Source organism: Prevotella intermedia ATCC 25611 = DSM 20706 (assembly GCF_001953955.1).
In the GTDB taxonomy this organism is placed as follows: domain Bacteria; phylum Bacteroidota; class Bacteroidia; order Bacteroidales; family Bacteroidaceae; genus Prevotella; species Prevotella intermedia.
Genome location: NZ_CP019301.1, coordinates 264,920 through 282,685, shown reverse-complemented (window position 1 = coordinate 282,685; position 17,766 = coordinate 264,920). Strand labels below are relative to the sequence as shown.

The following is a 17,766-nucleotide window of genomic DNA, read 5'->3' as shown; positions in this document are numbered from 1 at the left end:
AGAAGGGCTTGTTGCCACTGCAGCAAGCCTTCTCCGAGCACACAAAACTTATTCTACCAAACCATTTATAACGTTATTTACAATGAAAACAACACCGACAGCCACCGCCCAAACAACCTTCCTGCTTTCGTCGAAGTGGGGCAGGGCGAGGGCTATTGTATCTTTCCTATTCCTTATTTTCACCCTTTCCTTATCGGCACAAGACCGCATTTCGGGCGTTGTCGTGGACTCTTTAACCCATAAACCCATCGTAAAAGCCAACGTAATGTTGCTGAAAGGCGGCAAGGTTGTTACCTTTTGCCGCACCAACGATAAGGGCGAATTCAGCCTTTCGCACAGCACTGCCAACCTGAAAGAACTTCAATTGCAAGCCACAGCATTGGAATACGAGAGGAAACGCATACGCATTGCCGCCCCAACGGGCAACCGCATAGCAATGGCGCAGAAGGTTTTTGAGATGCAAGAGATAACGGTGAAGGCAGGACCGATAACGGGTGGCAAGGACACCATTACGTTCGACCTCACCCGTTTCGCATCAGAAAGGGACAATTCGTTGAAAGATGTGTTGGCAAAACTGCCTGGCGTGCATGTCGGAAGCGACGGAAAGATAAGTGTAAACGGCAAGGACATCAGCCGTTTTACGGTAGAAGGGCTCGACCTTAGCGACGGAAGGTACAACAAACTCACCGAAAACATAAAGGCAAAGGACGTGAAAAAGGCAGAGGTAATAGAGCACGACCAACCCATTAAGGCTTTGCGGAACAAGGTTTTCAGCGACAATGTAGCGATGAACGTAACGTTGAAGGACGATGCACGCGACCGTCTTTCGGTAACGTTGCGCCCCTATCTTGCCATCGGAAAGCCTACCCACGTGGCAGGTTCTGCCAATGCAATAAGCATAGGTAAGCGCAGGCAGGTGATGTACGATGCCATATACGACCGTCGGGGCAGAGATGTGGCGCAGTCGGGCTTTGCTTTTGTCGCCGACTATATGGCACCGCAGCCTGCAAACCTCTCGTCGTGGTACTCCGTTCCTACGCTTAAAGCACCGATAGAAGCCGACCGCCTGCGTTTCAACACGTCGCAGAGTTACAGCATCAGCCGATTGGTGAAGACGAAAAACGATAGCCAAGTGCGCATATCTGCCGACTATTTCCGCAACATTCTTCGCCAAAACACAGCCAACAGCTCTACTTACTACTTTGCCGAAACGCCTACAACCACCACCGAAAAGCATCGTATGATGCTGAAGAAAGACGTCTTCAACTTCAGCATAGACAAGAAAATAAACACCGAAAAGCACTATGGTTCGATGCGTTTCAGTGTGAATGCCAAGCAGGACGATGCCCTCTCGGAACTCGAAAGCACAGGGCACGCCAACCTTTCGCAGCGGGTTCGCACGCCAGAAGCGAACGTGAAAGGCTACATTACCACCACGCAAAATCGTGAGTGTGGCACACTCTCCCTGCAAACCATCGTAGATTATCACCACGCACGCAATGATTTGTATATCAATACTAACCGTGAGAGCATTCAATCGAACCTTTGGCACAACAACAGTGAAGTGGCTTGGCGAACTACAAAGAATGGTTTTACGCAGAAATACAACTTCGATGTAGACTTCCAACACCTGAATGTGCGCAACGGACACACACTGTTGGCTTTCAATTCATCGCCATCGCTCACCTACAATAAAGGCAAGTGGCGCGCCTCGGTGCGTCAGGGAATGGCATTGAAGTATTTCACACAGCAGCGCAAGTGGTACTTCCTTGTGTCGCCATCACTGTATGCAAACTATAAAAAGAGCAGTCGCACCGAAACGAATGCGTCGTTTGGCTACAACCAATCCATACAAGGACTGTCCGATTTCGCCCTCGACAGATACCAAACCAACTACCGCACGTGGCGAGTATCGCCCACGTTTATGCCTCGTACCCATTCGCTAAATTTCAATTTTACACACAATTACAAACGTGTAGTAAAGGAATTCTTCAGTAACTTCTCGCTTATGGCAAACCGCATGTGGAGCAATTCGGTGGTGGATATGCAGATTAGCAATGGCAACTACCTTATGACGTATGCCCAACACAACACGAAAAACACTAATTTAACGGGGCGTTTCTGGTTTTCAAAAGGCTTCTACAAACAGCATTTCAAGACATCGTGCGGCATTTCGGCAAGTTATGGAGACGGCGAACAATACACCGCAGGCAAGGTGGTGGGCTACAAATACCGTTCATTAATGCTTTCGCCATCGCTCACTTATTCGCCTTCGTGGGCATTTGTAACCTACAGTGGCGACTTCACTCTCAGCAAATCAATGTCCGACAATGCGTCTATGGCATCACGTTTCAATTGGAAACAGAGCCTGACGCTTACTTCCACCATTCAGAAAGTAGACCTTTCGCTGTCGGGTATTTACTATCACAACCAGCTTGAGGGCGCAACGCTCAACACGTTCCTTGCCGATGCAAAGGTAACTTGGCGACAAAAGAACTTCCTTGTGCTTGCTACGCTTGCCAACATATTCAACAAACGCAACTATGTAGAAACATCATACAGTGGTGTGGGCATCTTTACAAACAGCTACGAACTGCGCCCACGAGAACTGATACTTTCCTTTGAGTTCAGGTTCTAAAGCCGAAGAAGGACTCCATAAATGTGTAAATATTTTTTACAAGCGTATCTACCGCATAACAGCCTTATTATCAACGCATTGTAAAACCTATTGTTTTACGTTCCAAAAGAGCCGCTTTTACCTTGCAAAAGCGGCTCTTTTGCGTTGCAAAACCTACGCTTTCGCAACGTCAAATCGAAATTACCGTTTTCCTTCCGAATTATCTTTACAAAATCAAAGCGATTTTCACGTATTGTTTCTAAAGTTTCTAAGCGTTCTTGTAAAAGCCAAAGCATACTAAAAGATGCGTGCCACTTGCTGTCCTCCAATTACTGCAAGGAAGCCAACAAGAAGGCTGGCAAAGGTATAAAGCAACGCCGTGGTGGGCATTCCTTCTTTCAACAGCGTGGCATTCTCGTTCATAAAGGTTGAGAAAGTGGTAAAGCCGCCACATAATCCTGTTGTCAGCAGCAGGCGAGTGTTAGGACTGAGCAAACAGCCAATGGGCAAAGCCGAAACAAAACCAATGACGAAGCAGCCCAGAACATTCACGGCAAACGTGCCAAAAGGGTAGGGAGAAACCACCATAACCGACAACATACGTGTTACAAGGTAGCGAACAACGCCACCGAAAAAGCTGCCGAAGCCCACAAGCATAATGTTTTTGAACATCTGTTTTTTATGTGCAAAAATACGAAAAATGCAATTAATAAACAAACTCGCATCGGTTTTAAAAAGAAAAATAGTAACTTTGTCGCTCCAAACACGCCTTGTCAAAGGCGCATGACAACGACAATTTTACAAGCAAAGATGATATACCCCAACAATTTTGAGCAGAAAATAGGTTTCAACGAAATACGCACACTCTTGCACGAGCACTGTCTTTCCACGCTCGGACGCGAGCAGGTAGACAGTATGGAGTTCTCTACCGACACCACACAAGTAAACCGCTGGTTGGCAGAAGTGCGAGAGTTTCGCCGCATTCAGGAAGGTGCAGAAGCCTTTCCGCTCGATAATGTGTTCGATGTTCGGGCGAGTGTGGCACGCATTCGCCTCGAAGGCACGTATATGGAAGAGAGCGAACTCTTCGATTTGAAGCGTTCGTTGGAAACCATCATTGCGATTGTGAAATTCCTAAGCGCAGGCGACGAGTTGCCCAATGGCGACATTCAGCACACTTATCCTGCCCTCTATGCCCTTGCCGACGGCGTGGCTACATTCCCTATATTGGTGCAACGCATCAGTCAAATCATCGATAAATTCGGCAAAATGCGCGATTCGGCATCGCCCGACTTGCTCCAAATCCGCCGAGAACTGGCACATATGGAAAGCAGTATATCACGCACGCTGAACCGTATCTTGCAATCGGCGCAGAGCGAAGGCGTGGTAGACCGTGATGTTACGCCGACGATGCGCGACGGCAGACTGGTTATCCCCGTTGCACCGGGTATGAAACGCAAAATATCGGGCATCGTTCACGACGAGAGTGCCACAGGAAAGACGGTCTTCATAGAGCCAACCGAGGTGGTGGAAGCCAACAACAAGATACGCGAACTTGAGAACGAGGAACGCAAAGAGATTATCCGCATACTCCGAGAGTTTGCCAAACTGGTGCGTCCGCACATTCGCGAAATCCTCGACTCGTATCATTTCCTCGCACTTATCGACTTTATTCGTGCAAAAGCAGAGTTGGCTCGTATGTTCAAAGCCATTGAGCCAGAAGTCGGAACAGAACCTTACGTAGACTTCATTCGTGCCATTCACCCGCTACTGCAGCTTTCGTTATCGAAGAAACAGCGCACGGCAGAGAACAGCGATGCCCCTTTGGCAGTGGTTCCGCTCGACATTCAACTCACAAAAGAGAAACACCTGCTCATTATTTCTGGTCCCAATGCAGGCGGAAAGTCGGTTTGTCTGAAAACCGTCGGACTGCTTCAGTATATGCTTCAGTGCGGTCTTTCAATCCCAGTGAGCGAGCGTTCCACCGCAGGAACGTTTCGCAACCTCATGATTGACATAGGCGACGAGCAGAGCATAGAGAACGATTTGAGTACCTATTCGTCGCATTTGATGAACATGAAGAACATGATGAAGCAGGCAGACCGCCACACGCTCATCTTAATCGACGAATTTGGAACGGGCACAGAGCCGCAAATAGGCGGTGCTATCGCCGAATCGGTGCTGAGACAGTTTTGGAAAAAGCAGGCGTGGGCGGTGATAACGACCCACTATCAGAACCTAAAGCATTTCGCAGAAGACCACAAAGGCGTGGTAAACGGTGCAATGCTGTACGACCGCCACGAGATGCGGCCGCTCTTCCAGTTGGCTATTGGGCGACCGGGCAGTTCATTTGCCATAGAGATAGCACGTAAAACGGGTATTCCAGAAGAAGTTATCAGCGACGCTTCTGTTATTGTTGGTTCTGATTACATACAGAGCGACAAGTATTTACAGGATATTGTTAGAGATAAACGTTATTGGGAAACCAAGCGACAAACCGTACATAGCCACGAAAAGGAGTTGGAACGAACCATTGCCAAATACGAAAAGGAAATGGAAGAGTTGCGCCAAAGCCGTAAGGAAATCATCAAGAAAGCAAAGGCGGAAGCTGAGGAAATAATCCGAGAAAGCAACAAGCGCATTGAAAACGTCATACGAGAAATACGCGAACAACAAGCGGAAAAGGAAGCAACAAAACGACTTCGTCAAGAACTTGCTGAATACGAGGAAGCTATGCTCAACGACTCTATGGCTGCTTTAAACAATAAAAGCAAGACTAAAGCGAAGAAAGCAGCCAACAAGCAAGCAATGCGCGAAGACGGTTTGATGACCGACGAGGAACTGAAAGCAAAGATAGAGAAGATAAAGAATAGGAAAGAACGCCACGAACGCCGCTTGCAAGAAAAGGAAGAACGCAAGCAGAATGCTGCCGAAGCGTTGAAAGCGGCAACACAGAAACGTGCCGAAAACCGCCCAATCGGTATCGGCGATGCGGTGCGCATAAAGGGTCTGACCTCCATAGGCGAGGTTGAATCGACCGATGGCAAGCAGGCAATGGTGATATTCGGCGGTATGCGCACCAAAATGGCGGTTTCTCGGTTAGAACGTGCCGACGATGCTGCAGTGAAAGAAAGTCAAAAGCAGTTCACAGCTTATAATTATAGCCGACAGACATGCGAGACCATTGACCAACATCGCAATCAGTTTAAACAGGAAATAGACGTGCGGGGTATGCGTGCCGACGAAGCTTTGAACCAAGTGCAATACTTCATCGACGACGCCATACTTGTGGGCGTAAGCCAAGTGCGCATACTTCACGGCAAGGGAAATGGCATTCTGCGCACCATGATTAGGCAGTATCTGAACTCTGTTCCAAACGTAAAAAGCTGCCGAGACGAGCACGTTCAGTTTGGAGGAGCAGGCATAACGGTGGTGGAATTATAGGCTCAAAGGAGGTTTGTAGGGTAATATTGCATAGGATTTCTAGAACCTATAGAAATTCTAGTAATTCTATTTAAGAAGTTGAAAACACCTCGCAACTTTGTAAAGATAATTCTGAAGGAAAATGGCAATTTCGTTTTTGCGTTGCGAAAGTGCCTCTTTTGCGATGCAAAACCTACGCTTTTACCGTGCAAAACAGCCGCTTTTGGAACGCAAAACAATAGGTTTTGCAAAGCGTTGATGCACAAGTAGTTAAGCGATAGCTATGCTTGTAAAAAATATTTACAGCGTTACTGCCTTCTTTTCGCATATCAAATAAGCTATCAACACGAAATATCGGTCGTCTCAGATGATAAGAAACGAATGCGCAATGCCGTAGTAGTGGTGCTGCCGATGCGGTATGTTTCGCTTGAGCGACGCCCCACCAACCACATAATTTCGCCGTTTCCATCGACCAATACAAGCTGTTTGCGCTTGCTTACGGCATCTACTTTCAAGTTTGTAAGGTAGTCGCTGACCAGCTTTGAGCCCCTCATTCCAAAAGGACGGAAACGGTCTGCCGTTGCTGTACGGCGCAAAACGAGTGGGAAATGCACCTTTGCTTTGTCTACAACTATCTCGTTTATTGCGGTAGGAATGGTGAAGTTGCTGTCTACCGTCTCTTCTTTTATCTCAATACAGCACTGCTCCGAGTAGATGTATTTGCCTGTTTCGGGCAGTTCCAATGGTTTTGGAGCAGTCTTTTCACGCTGCGAAACAAGCATCATTTTTCTATCGAACAGAAGCGTGTAACTATCTGTTATGTATTCTTTTCCGCTTCCTGATGATAGCGAAGAAGCGATACCCCTTACCTGTGGCGAAGTAAAGCCATAGGGAATGAGCAGATAAAAGAGGAAATATTCGGGAGAAACATAGGCTTTCAGTGCTGCAATGTCGATGCGAAGGTTGGGCAATGCCTGTTTGAGCGTGCCGTCTTGGAGTTGCGAAAACAAAGTGTCTGCATCGCCGTTTTCTACCGACACGATACTTGAAAAGGCACTTTTCAGCGACGCATTGATGATTTTCTGCGCCTCGCCGATGCTTTCCGACATTTTCATAATGGTTTCGTCGAACGACGGATTGATTTCTTTCAGCGTTGGAACAACCTCCAATCGCAGTTTGTTGCGCTTTACATCGGCTACAAGATTACTGCTATCGGTAACAAAGGCTTGTCCTTTTGCAGCCAAATAAGCCTCTATATCGGCTTTGGAACAAGCAAGAAGGGGACGTATAATGTGTTTGTTGCGAGAGCGAATGCCCATCAATCCGCGCAAGCCAGTACCACGAACAAGGTTCAAGAGCACTGTTTCCACCGAATCATCTCGGTGGTGCGCCACGCAAACAGCATCGGCACCAATATCTTGTCGTAAGGTTTCAAAATAGTTGTAGCGCAGTGTACGCGCTGCCATTTCAATACTTACTTTATGCCTTTCTGCATATTCTACTGTTTCAAAGCGAGTTGAGTGCAATTTAATACCTTGTTCCCTGCATAGGTTTATACAATATTCTTCGTCCCGTTGGCTCTCTTTGCCACGCAAATGGAAGTTGCAATGTGCTGCTTCAATGCAATAACCTAACTCTTTGAGTATAAGCAAGAGAGCAATACTGTCTGCCCCTCCAGACAGTCCAACAATGTAACGACCGTCTGGGCGAAGCAGTTTATGGGTGTCGATGTATGTTTTTACCTTATTCAACATAGAGTACTAACCCCTTCAAATATTCGCCTTCGAGGTGATAAATATTAATAGGGTGATCGGCAGGCTGGTGTATTTGATGCAGTATGCGTACCTTTCTACCTGCTTGAGCAGCAGCAGTAAACACAGCTTGACGGAAGCTTTCCTTTGTAACAACTTGCGAACAGCTGAATGTAAACAATATGCCGCCTTTCTTAATGCGTTCAAAACCTTTCACGTTCAGTCGGGTATAGCCACGCAATCCGTTCTTCAATGCACTGCGATGCTTGGCAAATGCAGGAGGGTCGAGCACGATTAGGTCGTACTTTCCATCGTTGTCGTCAAGATATTTGAAGGCATCTTCGCAAATGGCAGCGTGTCGGTTGTCGTTCGGAAAGTTCAATGCAATGTTCTCGTTGGTGAGTTCCACCGCCTTTGCCGAACTGTCTACGGAGTGCACCATCTTTGCTCCGCCACGCATCGCATAGACCGAAAAGCCGCCCGTATAACAGAACATATTCAGCACCGAACGTCCTTTTGCATAATACTCGAGCAAGCTGCGGTTCTCTCGCTGGTCGATAAAGAAGCCTGTTTTTTGTCCTTTCAGCCAGTCAATGTGGAACTTCAGTCCGTTTTCAATGGCAATATTGTTGTCGGTATCGCCGTAAAGGAAGCCATTTTCCTGTCCTAAGTCAGCCTTGAACGGCAGCGTAGTTTCGCTCTTATAATAGATGCTGTCAATCTTTTCGCCCAAAACGGCACGCAAGGCATCAGCTATTTCGTAGCGAGCGACGTGCATTCCCACCGAATGAGCCTGCAATACGCACGTCTTTCCGTACACATCGACGATTAATCCAGGCAGATTGTCGCCCTCACCATGCACCAAACGATAGGTAGTATTAACGGTTTCGCCAGTTGCAGCTACGCTTTCTTCAGGCCGGATTACACCAATCGCCTCCCGTACCGCCACGGCAGCCTTCAAACGGCTTTGCCAAAAGTCGGCATCGATGGACCCATCGTGAAACGAAAGTATGCGAACGGTGATGGAACCGATTTGGAAATGCCCCACACCAATGAAGTTTCCACCGTGCGTATAGACCTTTACGAGTTCGCCTTCTTCCAGTGTTTCGTCCATTTTAAGGATTGCACCAGAGAATACCCAAGGGTGTAAGCGCAGCAAACTCTCTTCTTTTCCTTTCTTTAAAACTATTTTCTTGTACATATCAATCGTTCTTTTGTGTGCCGTCAGTGTCGGTTTCACCGATTCTTTCGGCGTTTTTCGGTTGTGGTTCGGGCACTATTACGGTTTCGTAATTCTGTGTATTGTGCAGTTCCTGCAGTCGTTCGTAAATCTGAATGCACGTCCACGCATCGGTTGCAGCGTAGGTTTTCTGCTGCTCTGTCAGTACGGGTGCTTCCCAGTTCGACAGCTGCTGGCGTTTCGTAATGCGTTCGTGGAAGAGGTTGGCATACAGTTTCTGCAAGCTAAGGTCTTCTATTCCGAACTGACTGACGATGTCTTGAAGGTCGATGAACCGCCCTTTCTTGAATTCGGCACGCTGGTGCAGCATCATAAAATCGTCGTGCAAAGACAGTCCAACCTTCAATACGGTGGTGTCTTCGAGCAGTCGAATGATGCACGGCGGCATACCGATGAGGTTCAAACGGAAGAGAAAACAAATATCTCTCGTGCTTACCTGCAACAGCGCAACCTTATGATGTTGCCCCTTTTTGAATACAGGGCGCGTTTCGGAATCAATTCCAAGAATGTCCGCCGACAGCAAATAATCAACGGCTTTGTTGGCTTCTTCTTCGTTAAGAACCACCACTATCTTACCTTGAAAGGTAACACGGGGCAGGTCTGGAATGCTCTTTTTATCGAACTTGTTGTATAATTTAGTAATCATGATGTCTGTTTCGTTTTGCAAAATTAGCAAAATCTTCTGAAAATATGCCCGATTATATGGCAAATTTTTACTACTTTTGCATTTGGTTTAAACATTTGATAATGGCAAAAAAGAAAACGGAAAGAACTCCGAAAACATTTAGTGAGGCTATTGGCGCACATTATATAATAAACGATAAGACAGGCTTTGTATTTGGTTTGGTATTGTTTTGTCTTGCCGTCTATATAATTTTTGCCTTTGTAAGCTATTTCTCAACAGGGCAAGCCGACCAAAGTCTGGTTACGTCGCTGCGCCCCGGTGAGATAGAAAACAGTGCAAAAGAGTTTCAGAACTATTGCGGTTCTGTGGGAGCGTTGCTGTCTTACTTCCTCATATCGCGTTGCTTCGGTATTCCCGCTTTTCTTATACCTTTATATATCATACTTTGCGGTGTGAAAATGATGAAGGCTTACGAGAAAGTAAACCTTTGGAAATGGTTCTTCGGAACGGCTTTGGTGATGATATGGAGTTCTGTTACCTTTGCCAAATTCCTGACACCGCTGATGAGCGAAAACATTTTCAACCCTGGAGGCGACCACGGAAAGTTCGTTGTAGAGTATGTTGAAAACATCATTGGTTCGCCAGGGCTGCTTGCAATCCTCGCCGTTACGATGATAGCATTCCTTACTTACCTTACTTCAGAAACCATTACGGTGGTGAAGAAGATGCTGAACCCAGTGGGTTATCTGCGCAACAAGGTGAAGTTTACGATTGTTCACCACAACAACGGTAAGGAGGAAATAACCGAAAACACCGATGGAATGGACGAAGAAGCGGTGGAAAAATTCTTGAATACCGAGCCTCAGACGGTGGATTTCCTCGACGACAACCTGCCCGAAGCGATGATAAAGCCAAGCACGAAAGGCAAAAACGCCAACAGAACGGGCACAACAGAAGATGCTGCCGATGCTGAAATAGGTATGACGGTAGACATTCCTGTGGAACAAGAGAAGGCACAAGGCAAGGTAGTGGCAGGCGCAACAGACCTTTCTACCCCCATTAATCCGCACGAACCCTTTACACGTTGGAAGTATCCGACCCTTAATTTGCTGAAGCAATACGACTCGGACAACAACGTAAACTTCGTGGACAAGGAAGAATTAGAGGCGAACAAAAACCGCATTATAAAGGTGTTGAGCGACTTCGGTGTACAAATTCGCAGCATTCGTGCTACGGTCGGACCTACCATTACGCTCTACGAAATCACGCCTGCACAAGGTGTGCGCATCTCAAAAATTAAGAACTTGGAGGACGATATTGCGCTCAGTCTTGCTGCCATCGGCATTCGTATCATCGCACCGATGCCTGGCAAGGGTACTATTGGTATAGAAGTGCCAAATGCAAAGCCTTCTATCGTGTCGATGTTCTCTATTCTGAACTCACGAAAGTTCCAAGAAAGTACGATGGAATTGCCAATTGCGTTAGGTAAAACCATTACCAACGATGTGTATATGGTGGACTTGGCGAAGATTCCACACTTGCTTGTGGCAGGTGCAACGGGTCAGGGTAAGTCGGTAGGACTAAACGCCATCATCACTTCGCTGCTGTATAAGAAGCACCCGAACGACTTAAAGATAGTGCTCGTAGACCCTAAGAAGGTTGAGTTCAGTATCTATTCGCCTATTGCCAAACCATTTATGGCAGCGGTAGAAGAGAACGAAGACGAACCGATTATTACCGATGTGCAGAAAGTGGTGAAGACGCTGAAAGGTCTTTGTGCGCTGATGGACAGCCGCTACGATATGTTGAAGGTTGCAGGAGCACGCAATATAAAGGAATATAACAGGAAGTTCCTGAACCACCAGCTTAACCCTGAGAATGGCCACGAGTTTATGCCGTACATCGTTGTTATCATCGACGAGTTCGGAGACCTTATCCTCACCGCTGGAAAAGAGATTGAAATGCCAATCACACGTATTGCCCAACTGGCACGTGCCGTTGGTATTCACATGATTATTGCGACGCAACGCCCAACCACATCTATCATTACAGGTAACATCAAGGCGAACTTCCCTGGCAGAATAGCTTTCCGAGTGGGTGCCATGATGGACTCTCGCATCATTCTCGACCGCCCCGGAGCGCAGCAGCTTGTAGGTCGTGGAGATATGCTTTACCTTAACGGAGGCGAGCCAACCCGTGTGCAGTGTGCCTTTGTAGACACGCCCGAGGTAGAGGATATATCGAAGTTCATTGCCACGCAGCCTGGTCCTGTTGCACCGTTGGAGATACCTGAACCTGCTACCGATGAGGGAGGAATGGCTGGTGGAAGCCTCGACGAGAACCTCGACCCGCTCTTTGAAGACGCTGCCCGTGCCATTGTGCTGACCCAACAGGGTTCTACAAGTATGATACAACGTCGCTTTGCCATTGGCTACAACCGTGCTGGTCGCCTGATGGACCAGATGGAGAAGGCTGGTATCGTAGGTGCAGCACAAGGTTCGAAGCCCCGCGAAGTGCTCATCAGCGATGAAACGAGTCTTGACTCGTTGCTTTCAACATTGCATAAGTAAATATAGAAGGAGGTATAAAGACAATGAAAATACAACGTTACATTTTATTCGCTTTGGCATTCCTATTGGGTGTCAATGCTTTCGGACAAAGTTCTGCAGATGCAAAAAAAGTGTTAGACAATGCCGCTGCCATCGTTGGACGCCGTGGCGGAGCCGCTGCCAACTTCTCAATCACTGGTGGAGAGATGGGCAGAACATCGGGCAGTATTGCCATTAAGAACAACAAATTCAAGGCAGTAACGCCCGAAACCACCATTTGGTTCGACGGTAAGACGCAGTGGGCATATATGAAGAATACGAACGAGGTGAATATTTCCACGCCCAACGAAGCGCAACGCCTTTCGATGAACCCCTATGCTTTCATTACAATGTACAAAAGTGGCTACCGCCTTTCAATGAAAACAACTACCGACTCGTACATTGTTCACTTGCAAGCCATTCACCCTGCACGCAGTATGCAGGAGTTTTATGTTACCGTTTCGAAGGCTTACTATCCGCAACAGATAAAGATGCTGCAAGGCAAGAAGTGGGTAACGATTAACATCAGCAACTTCCGTGCTGCCTCGCAGGCTAACTCTAATTTCCGTTTCAAGCATTCCGATGCGCCCTCGGCAGAGGTTATTGATTTGCGGTAAAGGCGGTGTTTGGTTGTTCTTTTTAGTTTCTCTAGGAATTCTAGGGGTACTAGGAAGAACTAGAAAATTCGCTTTGAATTTGTAAAGATTATTCCGAAGAAAAACGATAATTGCGCTTTGGCGTTGCGAAAGCGGCTGTTTTGCAATGCAAAACAGCCGCTTTTATCGTGCAAAACCTACGCTTTTGGAATGCAAAACAATAGGTTTTACAAAGCTTTGATAATGGGAATGTTATACAACACTTGTGCTTATAAAAAATCTTTACACTTTTATTGCCTGCTTTCCACCTATATAATAAGGTGTGTGAGCGAAATGGAGTAGGGCAGTAAAGGATTCTTCCGATTCGGAAAGACGAAACTATGCGCTTGCTTGCAGTAAGTACATGCGGTTGCAAAGTTTCTTTTCAAGCAAATGTTTTTAATTGGTTGCCACTGTGCTTAAAGCTATCTTTCAGTCTTTCTGTCGCTTTGTAAGTTCCTTTATGTTGATAGATTTCAATTCTTTCAGATAGGCAGCATGCGCCTTTTCCACCTTATTATATACGTCCCTGTCCCACGCATTGTTGGGGGAAATGCCTAAAAGGGCAAACTTAGAAGCAGGTGCGGCTTCCAAACGGGCTACCATTTCGCCCACAGTTATGTTGCTTGTGTCGTGTGTAGGCGTATAGGTTACCTCGTCGGTGGCAGTAGAATGGTTTTCCGAAATAAGTTCCACCTCTTTCAGTTTGTGGAGTATGTCCATCGTAACACGCAGCGGAATACGTGTCAGCGTTTTTAATTCCAATGCCGTGTAGGGACTTTCGCCGTCTGAAAAGCGTTGGCAGATGTGGCTCAACACGGTGGCACTCATCACGAGAAGGTCGTTATGGCACACGTCTTTCGTTTCTACAAGGAACTCGTAGTACTCCAAATTCTGGTTGGTATAGCTGAGTTCGGCGCAGAACAGGCAGATATACCACGACGCAAGTATCCACAACATAAACAGCGGAAGTGCTGCAAACGAGCCGTAGATGGCGTTGTAGCTTGTAAGGAATATCTGTCCGTGAATGTAAACCGCTTGCAGACAGAGCATCAGCAGGCTGGCTATCATTGCAGGCACTATGGTTTTCGAGATTTTTACCTTCGCATTGGGCATGAAAACATAAAGCGCGATGAACATAAGGGTGAGAATTATCCACGGCACAATGTAGCGGAGCGAGAAGCGGGCAATGGTTCCAAGAACACGAAGACCGTTCAGATTTTCCATAAAACTGTAAAAGTAGATGCTCAAACCCGACATTATGATGATGGCAATGGGCACGAAGAACATCATAGCGGTGTAGTCTATGAGCACCCGACTGAAGGGGCGTGTGTCCTTTACCTGCCATATACTGTCGAAAACCCGCTCTACGGTGTTTATCAACGAGAATACACTGTAAAGCATAATCACCAATCCGATACCGATAAAGATGCCTGTTTTGGCGTGAGAAAGGTAAGAACGGGTGAGCGTCAGCAGCCAATCGGCGGCTTGTGGTTGCGCCGACAGCATTTCGCGGAACTGTGTTTCGATGAACTTACCGAAGCCAAAGCCGTTCGCAATCGCAAATATCATAGCAGCAATGGGCACTATTGCCATTATCGTAGAGAACGAAAGCTGCGTCGTAGCTGCGATATGGTCGCGTTCCAAGAAGAATTTTATGGCGAGATAGAGCTTTTGCAGCTGTCTGATAACTATGTTCCTGCGTTTCGAGCGTTGCTCTGTTTTCAGCCACATTCCTGTGGTCAAGAAGTATTTTATGTTGTCTATGTCTATCTTCATTGTCGTTCCTGTTTCGTAAAAGGGTAGGGGTTACTGTGCAAACTTAATAAAAAAAGGTGAAATCAGCAACGATTTCACCTTTTTATATTTGCACATATTGTAACTTTCAGATAAAAAATCAGAAAGCAGCCGTATATGATAAACCTTGTTTTTTACTTTATCAAATCCACCGAACGCTTAATGAACTTGTCAAGCGCAGCACCTTTCAGCATACCATTTTGCAAGAGTGCGAGGTCTATAAGCTGATGTATGGCGTTGTTGCCCTTTGCGTAATTGGCGATTACATCGTTCTTTTCGGTGCGCTGTTTGCTGAGCGATTCCTCCGTATTCTTGAGGTCGTCTTTCTCTTCTTGCGTAATTTCTTCTGCCTTCTTCTTGCCTTGTTCTTGGCGCAAAGCAGCTTCACGAGCCTGCAAGCCCTTTATTTCGCTGAGGATAGGCTTCAGCTTTTCGGCTGTCTCGGCATTGCCTTCTTCGAGTATTCGCTTCACAAGTGCGTGGTCAGAGTTCAGCACAATAGTGTAAGTGTCAGGCATTTGCGCATAGAAAGCCATACCTTGCTGATATTGGCTCATCTCTTTCATACGGCGCATATATTCGTTTTGCGTTGCCACAACAGGCTGTGCGGTTTCGCCCAACGCTTCTACTGCCACCATAAATTCAGCTTTCTCCATCTTAGGCACCTGCGATTGGAAAGCCTGCGTAAGCAAATCGGTGTCGTTTTCGGCAAGTTTCTGCTCGTTGTCGGCGTTGTCTTTCACGATGATGCGGTCGATTACGTCAGAATCTACACGTACGAAACGCGACTTTTCGAACTTCTGTTCGAGCATCGAAACAGCAGGAACGTCCAACTGTCCGTCTGCCAAGACAACGGAATAACCCTTTGCACGTGCCGCCTCGATATACGAATACTGCTCCTCCTTGTCGGTTGCGTAGAGGTAAATCAGCGTTCCGTCCTTGTCGGTTTGGTTGTCTTTGATGAGTGTGCGGTACTCTTCGTATGTGAAGTTCTTGCCGTCTACGTCGGTAAAGAGCGAGAAATCCTTTGCACGGTCGTAGAAATCGGGCTGCGAAAGCATACCGTAGTTCACGAAAAGCTTCAGGTCGTTCCACTTCTCTTCGTATTCCTTGCGGTTCTCTTTGAATATTCCGTTCAGGCGGTCAGCCACTTTCTTGGTGATGTAAGTAGATATTTTCTTCACGTTGGCATCGCTCTGCAAGTAGCTGCGGCTTACGTTCAGCGGTATATCGGGCGAGTCTATGACACCGTGGAGTAGGGTAAGGAACTCTGGCACAATGCCTTCAACTTGGTCGGTAACGAACACTTGGTTGCAGAAAAGCTGTATTTTGTTGCGCTGAAGTTCTATGTTGTTCTTCACACGTGGGAAGTAGAGGATACCTGTGAGGTTGAAAGGGTAGTCCACATTAAGGTGAATCCAGAACAAAGGTTCGTCGTTCATTGGGAAAAGTGTGCGGTAGAAGCTCTTGTAATTTTCGTCGCTCAATCCCGTTGGTGCCTTTGCCCACAGTGGTTCCACACTGTTTATAACGTTGTCTTCGTCGGTTTCAACGTTCTTTCCGTCCTTCCATTCAGTGCGTTTGCCGAATACAACGGGCACAGCCATAAACTTACAGTACTTGTTGAGCAGGCTCTCAATCTTCTGTTTCTCCAAAAACTCCTTGCAATCGTCGTCGATGTAGAGCACAATGTCCGTACCACGACCCGCCTTCTCTGCATCTTCGAGCAAGAACTCTGGGCTTCCGTCGCAGCTCCACTTCACTGCCTGCGCATCGTCGCGATAGCTTTTCGTAATGATTTCCACCTTTTTAGACACCATAAAGGCTGAATAGAAACCGAGACCGAAGTGTCCGATAATGGCTTCTGCCTTATCCTTGTACTTGTCTAAGAAGTCTGTAACGCCCGAAAAGGCTATCTGGTTGATGTATTTGTCGATTTCTTCGGCTGTCATACCGATACCGTTGTCGCTGATGGTGAGCGTTCCTGCCTTTTCGTCGAGGCTTATGCTGACTTTAAGGTCGTTGGTTTCGCCTTTAAATTCGCCCGTTGTAGCGAGTGTGCGCAACTTCTGTGTTGCATCGACAGCATTGGAAACCATCTCACGAAGGAAGATTTCGTGGTCGGAATAGAGGAATTTCTTGATAACAGGAAAGATGTTTTCTGTTGTTACACCTATTTTACCTTTTTGCATAGTTGTATGTTTTATTTGTTAATTTCTATCTGCCTGTAGTTTTACAAATAGTGTGCCAAAGTATGTTAAGTGGCGAAAGAAACCCTTAACCGATAGGTCTTTATTCGTCAGATTTTCGGTTTTGCAGCAATTTTATTGTTCTTTCTTTCGTTATTTCCTATTTAATTTTATACTTTTGCATTCACAATTAAGTCTATTAAAGCAAGATAAGAATTAACTTACTATATATAATAAGGTGGAAAAAAGCAATTTGGAAACCTAAAATATATAAGTATTAACCACATGAGTGCAAAGAAAATGGTAAGCCGTGGACAGGTACATGTCTACACGGGCGACGGCAAAGGCAAAACGACAGCAGCTTTTGGACTGGCTCTGAGAGCCTGTATGTCTGGCAAAAAAGTATTTATAGGGCAGTTCATTAAATCGATGCGCTATAACGAAACACGCATTGCAGATTTCTTCGAGAATATATCTGTCGAGCTGTTTGGCTGTGGTTGTATGCTGATGCGCGCACCCGACGAGGCGGACAAGCAGCGTGCGCAGGAAGGTTTACGCAAGTGTGCGGAGTGCTTGAAGTCGGGCGATTGGGACATGGTGGTGTTCGATGAAATCACGATAGCACTGAATATGGAACTTATTGGTATCGAAGAACTTATAAAAGCACTCGACAACAGAGCCACTAAAACGGAAGTTGTGCTGACTGGCAGATACGCTCCGCAGAGGCTAATCGACTATGCCGACCTTGTAACCGATATGCAGGAAGTGAAGCATTACTATGCCAACAAAGGACTTTTGTCGCGCGAAGGCATCGACCGATAACCACGCAAGGCAAAGCAAACAACCGTTTGTTTCCGTATAGAAAATTATCAGCAGAATACGAGAAGCAATCGTTCGTTTT

Annotated in this window: 11 protein-coding genes; 5 read left to right on the top strand and 6 right to left on the bottom strand. The window is 46.6% G+C overall.

The window, feature by feature from the left end:
* Positions 1 to 82 precede the first annotated feature (82 nt).
* Positions 83 to 2,638 carry a carboxypeptidase-like regulatory domain-containing protein gene (locus BWX39_RS09785; RefSeq protein WP_051129487.1) on the top strand — a complete coding sequence of 852 codons (2,556 nt, stop codon included), beginning with the start codon at positions 83 to 85 and terminating at the stop codon, positions 2,636 to 2,638.
* Between the two features lie 276 nt (positions 2,639 to 2,914).
* Here the strand turns inward: BWX39_RS09785 and crcB are convergent, their stop codons facing one another.
* Complete coding sequence (gene crcB / locus BWX39_RS09775) at positions 2,915 to 3,289, bottom strand: fluoride efflux transporter CrcB (protein WP_028905292.1); 375 nt, start codon at positions 3,287 to 3,289, stop codon at positions 2,915 to 2,917.
* A gap of 138 nt (positions 3,290 to 3,427) precedes the next feature.
* On the opposite strand from crcB, the gene BWX39_RS09770 reads away from it, so the two are divergent.
* Entirely contained in the window at positions 3,428 to 6,061 is a 2,634-nt protein-coding gene (locus BWX39_RS09770) for an endonuclease MutS2 (RefSeq protein ID WP_028905293.1), read from the top strand.
* 320 nt (positions 6,062 to 6,381) lie between these two features.
* Here the strand turns inward: BWX39_RS09770 and tilS are convergent, their stop codons facing one another.
* From tilS to BWX39_RS09750, 3 genes are read right to left on the bottom strand one after another with little or no spacing between them, the layout of a single operon-like run.
* A complete protein-coding gene (gene tilS, locus BWX39_RS09760) occupies positions 6,382 to 7,794 on the bottom strand; it encodes a tRNA lysidine(34) synthetase TilS (protein ID WP_028905294.1) in 1,413 nt (470 codons plus the stop codon).
* Positions 7,784 to 8,992, bottom strand: coding sequence for a class I SAM-dependent rRNA methyltransferase (locus BWX39_RS09755; RefSeq protein WP_028905295.1), 1,209 nt, complete (start codon positions 8,990 to 8,992; stop codon positions 7,784 to 7,786). Before BWX39_RS09755 ends, tilS begins: the two co-directional genes overlap by 11 nt.
* A gap of 1 nt (position 8,993) precedes the next feature.
* Complete coding sequence (locus tag BWX39_RS09750; protein ID WP_028905296.1) at positions 8,994 to 9,677, bottom strand: 3'-5' exonuclease; 684 nt, start codon at positions 9,675 to 9,677, stop codon at positions 8,994 to 8,996.
* A gap of 101 nt (positions 9,678 to 9,778) precedes the next feature.
* Here BWX39_RS09750 and BWX39_RS09745 point away from each other — a divergent pair, with 101 nt between their 5' ends.
* Together BWX39_RS09745 and BWX39_RS09740 are read left to right on the top strand one after the other, a co-directional pair.
* Positions 9,779 to 12,226, top strand: a complete 2,448-nt coding sequence (locus BWX39_RS09745; RefSeq protein WP_028905297.1) for an FtsK/SpoIIIE family DNA translocase — start codon at positions 9,779 to 9,781, stop codon at positions 12,224 to 12,226.
* 23 nt (positions 12,227 to 12,249) lie between these two features.
* Positions 12,250 to 12,861: a LolA-like putative outer membrane lipoprotein chaperone gene (locus BWX39_RS09740; RefSeq protein ID WP_028905298.1), complete on the top strand. Its 612-nt coding sequence runs from the start codon at positions 12,250 to 12,252 to the stop codon at positions 12,859 to 12,861.
* A 450-nt stretch (positions 12,862 to 13,311) separates the two neighbouring features.
* On the opposite strand, the gene BWX39_RS09735 is transcribed toward BWX39_RS09740, so the two are convergent.
* Entirely contained in the window at positions 13,312 to 14,658 is a 1,347-nt protein-coding gene (locus BWX39_RS09735; RefSeq protein WP_028905299.1) for a YihY/virulence factor BrkB family protein, read from the bottom strand.
* Positions 14,659 to 14,810: 152 nt separating this feature from the next.
* Positions 14,811 to 16,868 (bottom strand): molecular chaperone HtpG, encoded by a 2,058-nt coding sequence (gene htpG / locus BWX39_RS09730; protein WP_028905300.1) that lies wholly within the window; start codon positions 16,866 to 16,868, stop codon positions 14,811 to 14,813.
* 282 nt (positions 16,869 to 17,150) lie between these two features.
* On the opposite strand from htpG, the gene BWX39_RS09725 reads away from it, so the two are divergent.
* Entirely contained in the window at positions 17,151 to 17,687 is a 537-nt protein-coding gene (locus tag BWX39_RS09725) for a cob(I)yrinic acid a,c-diamide adenosyltransferase (protein ID WP_036860424.1), read from the top strand.
* Positions 17,688 to 17,766: the final 79 nt, after the last annotated feature.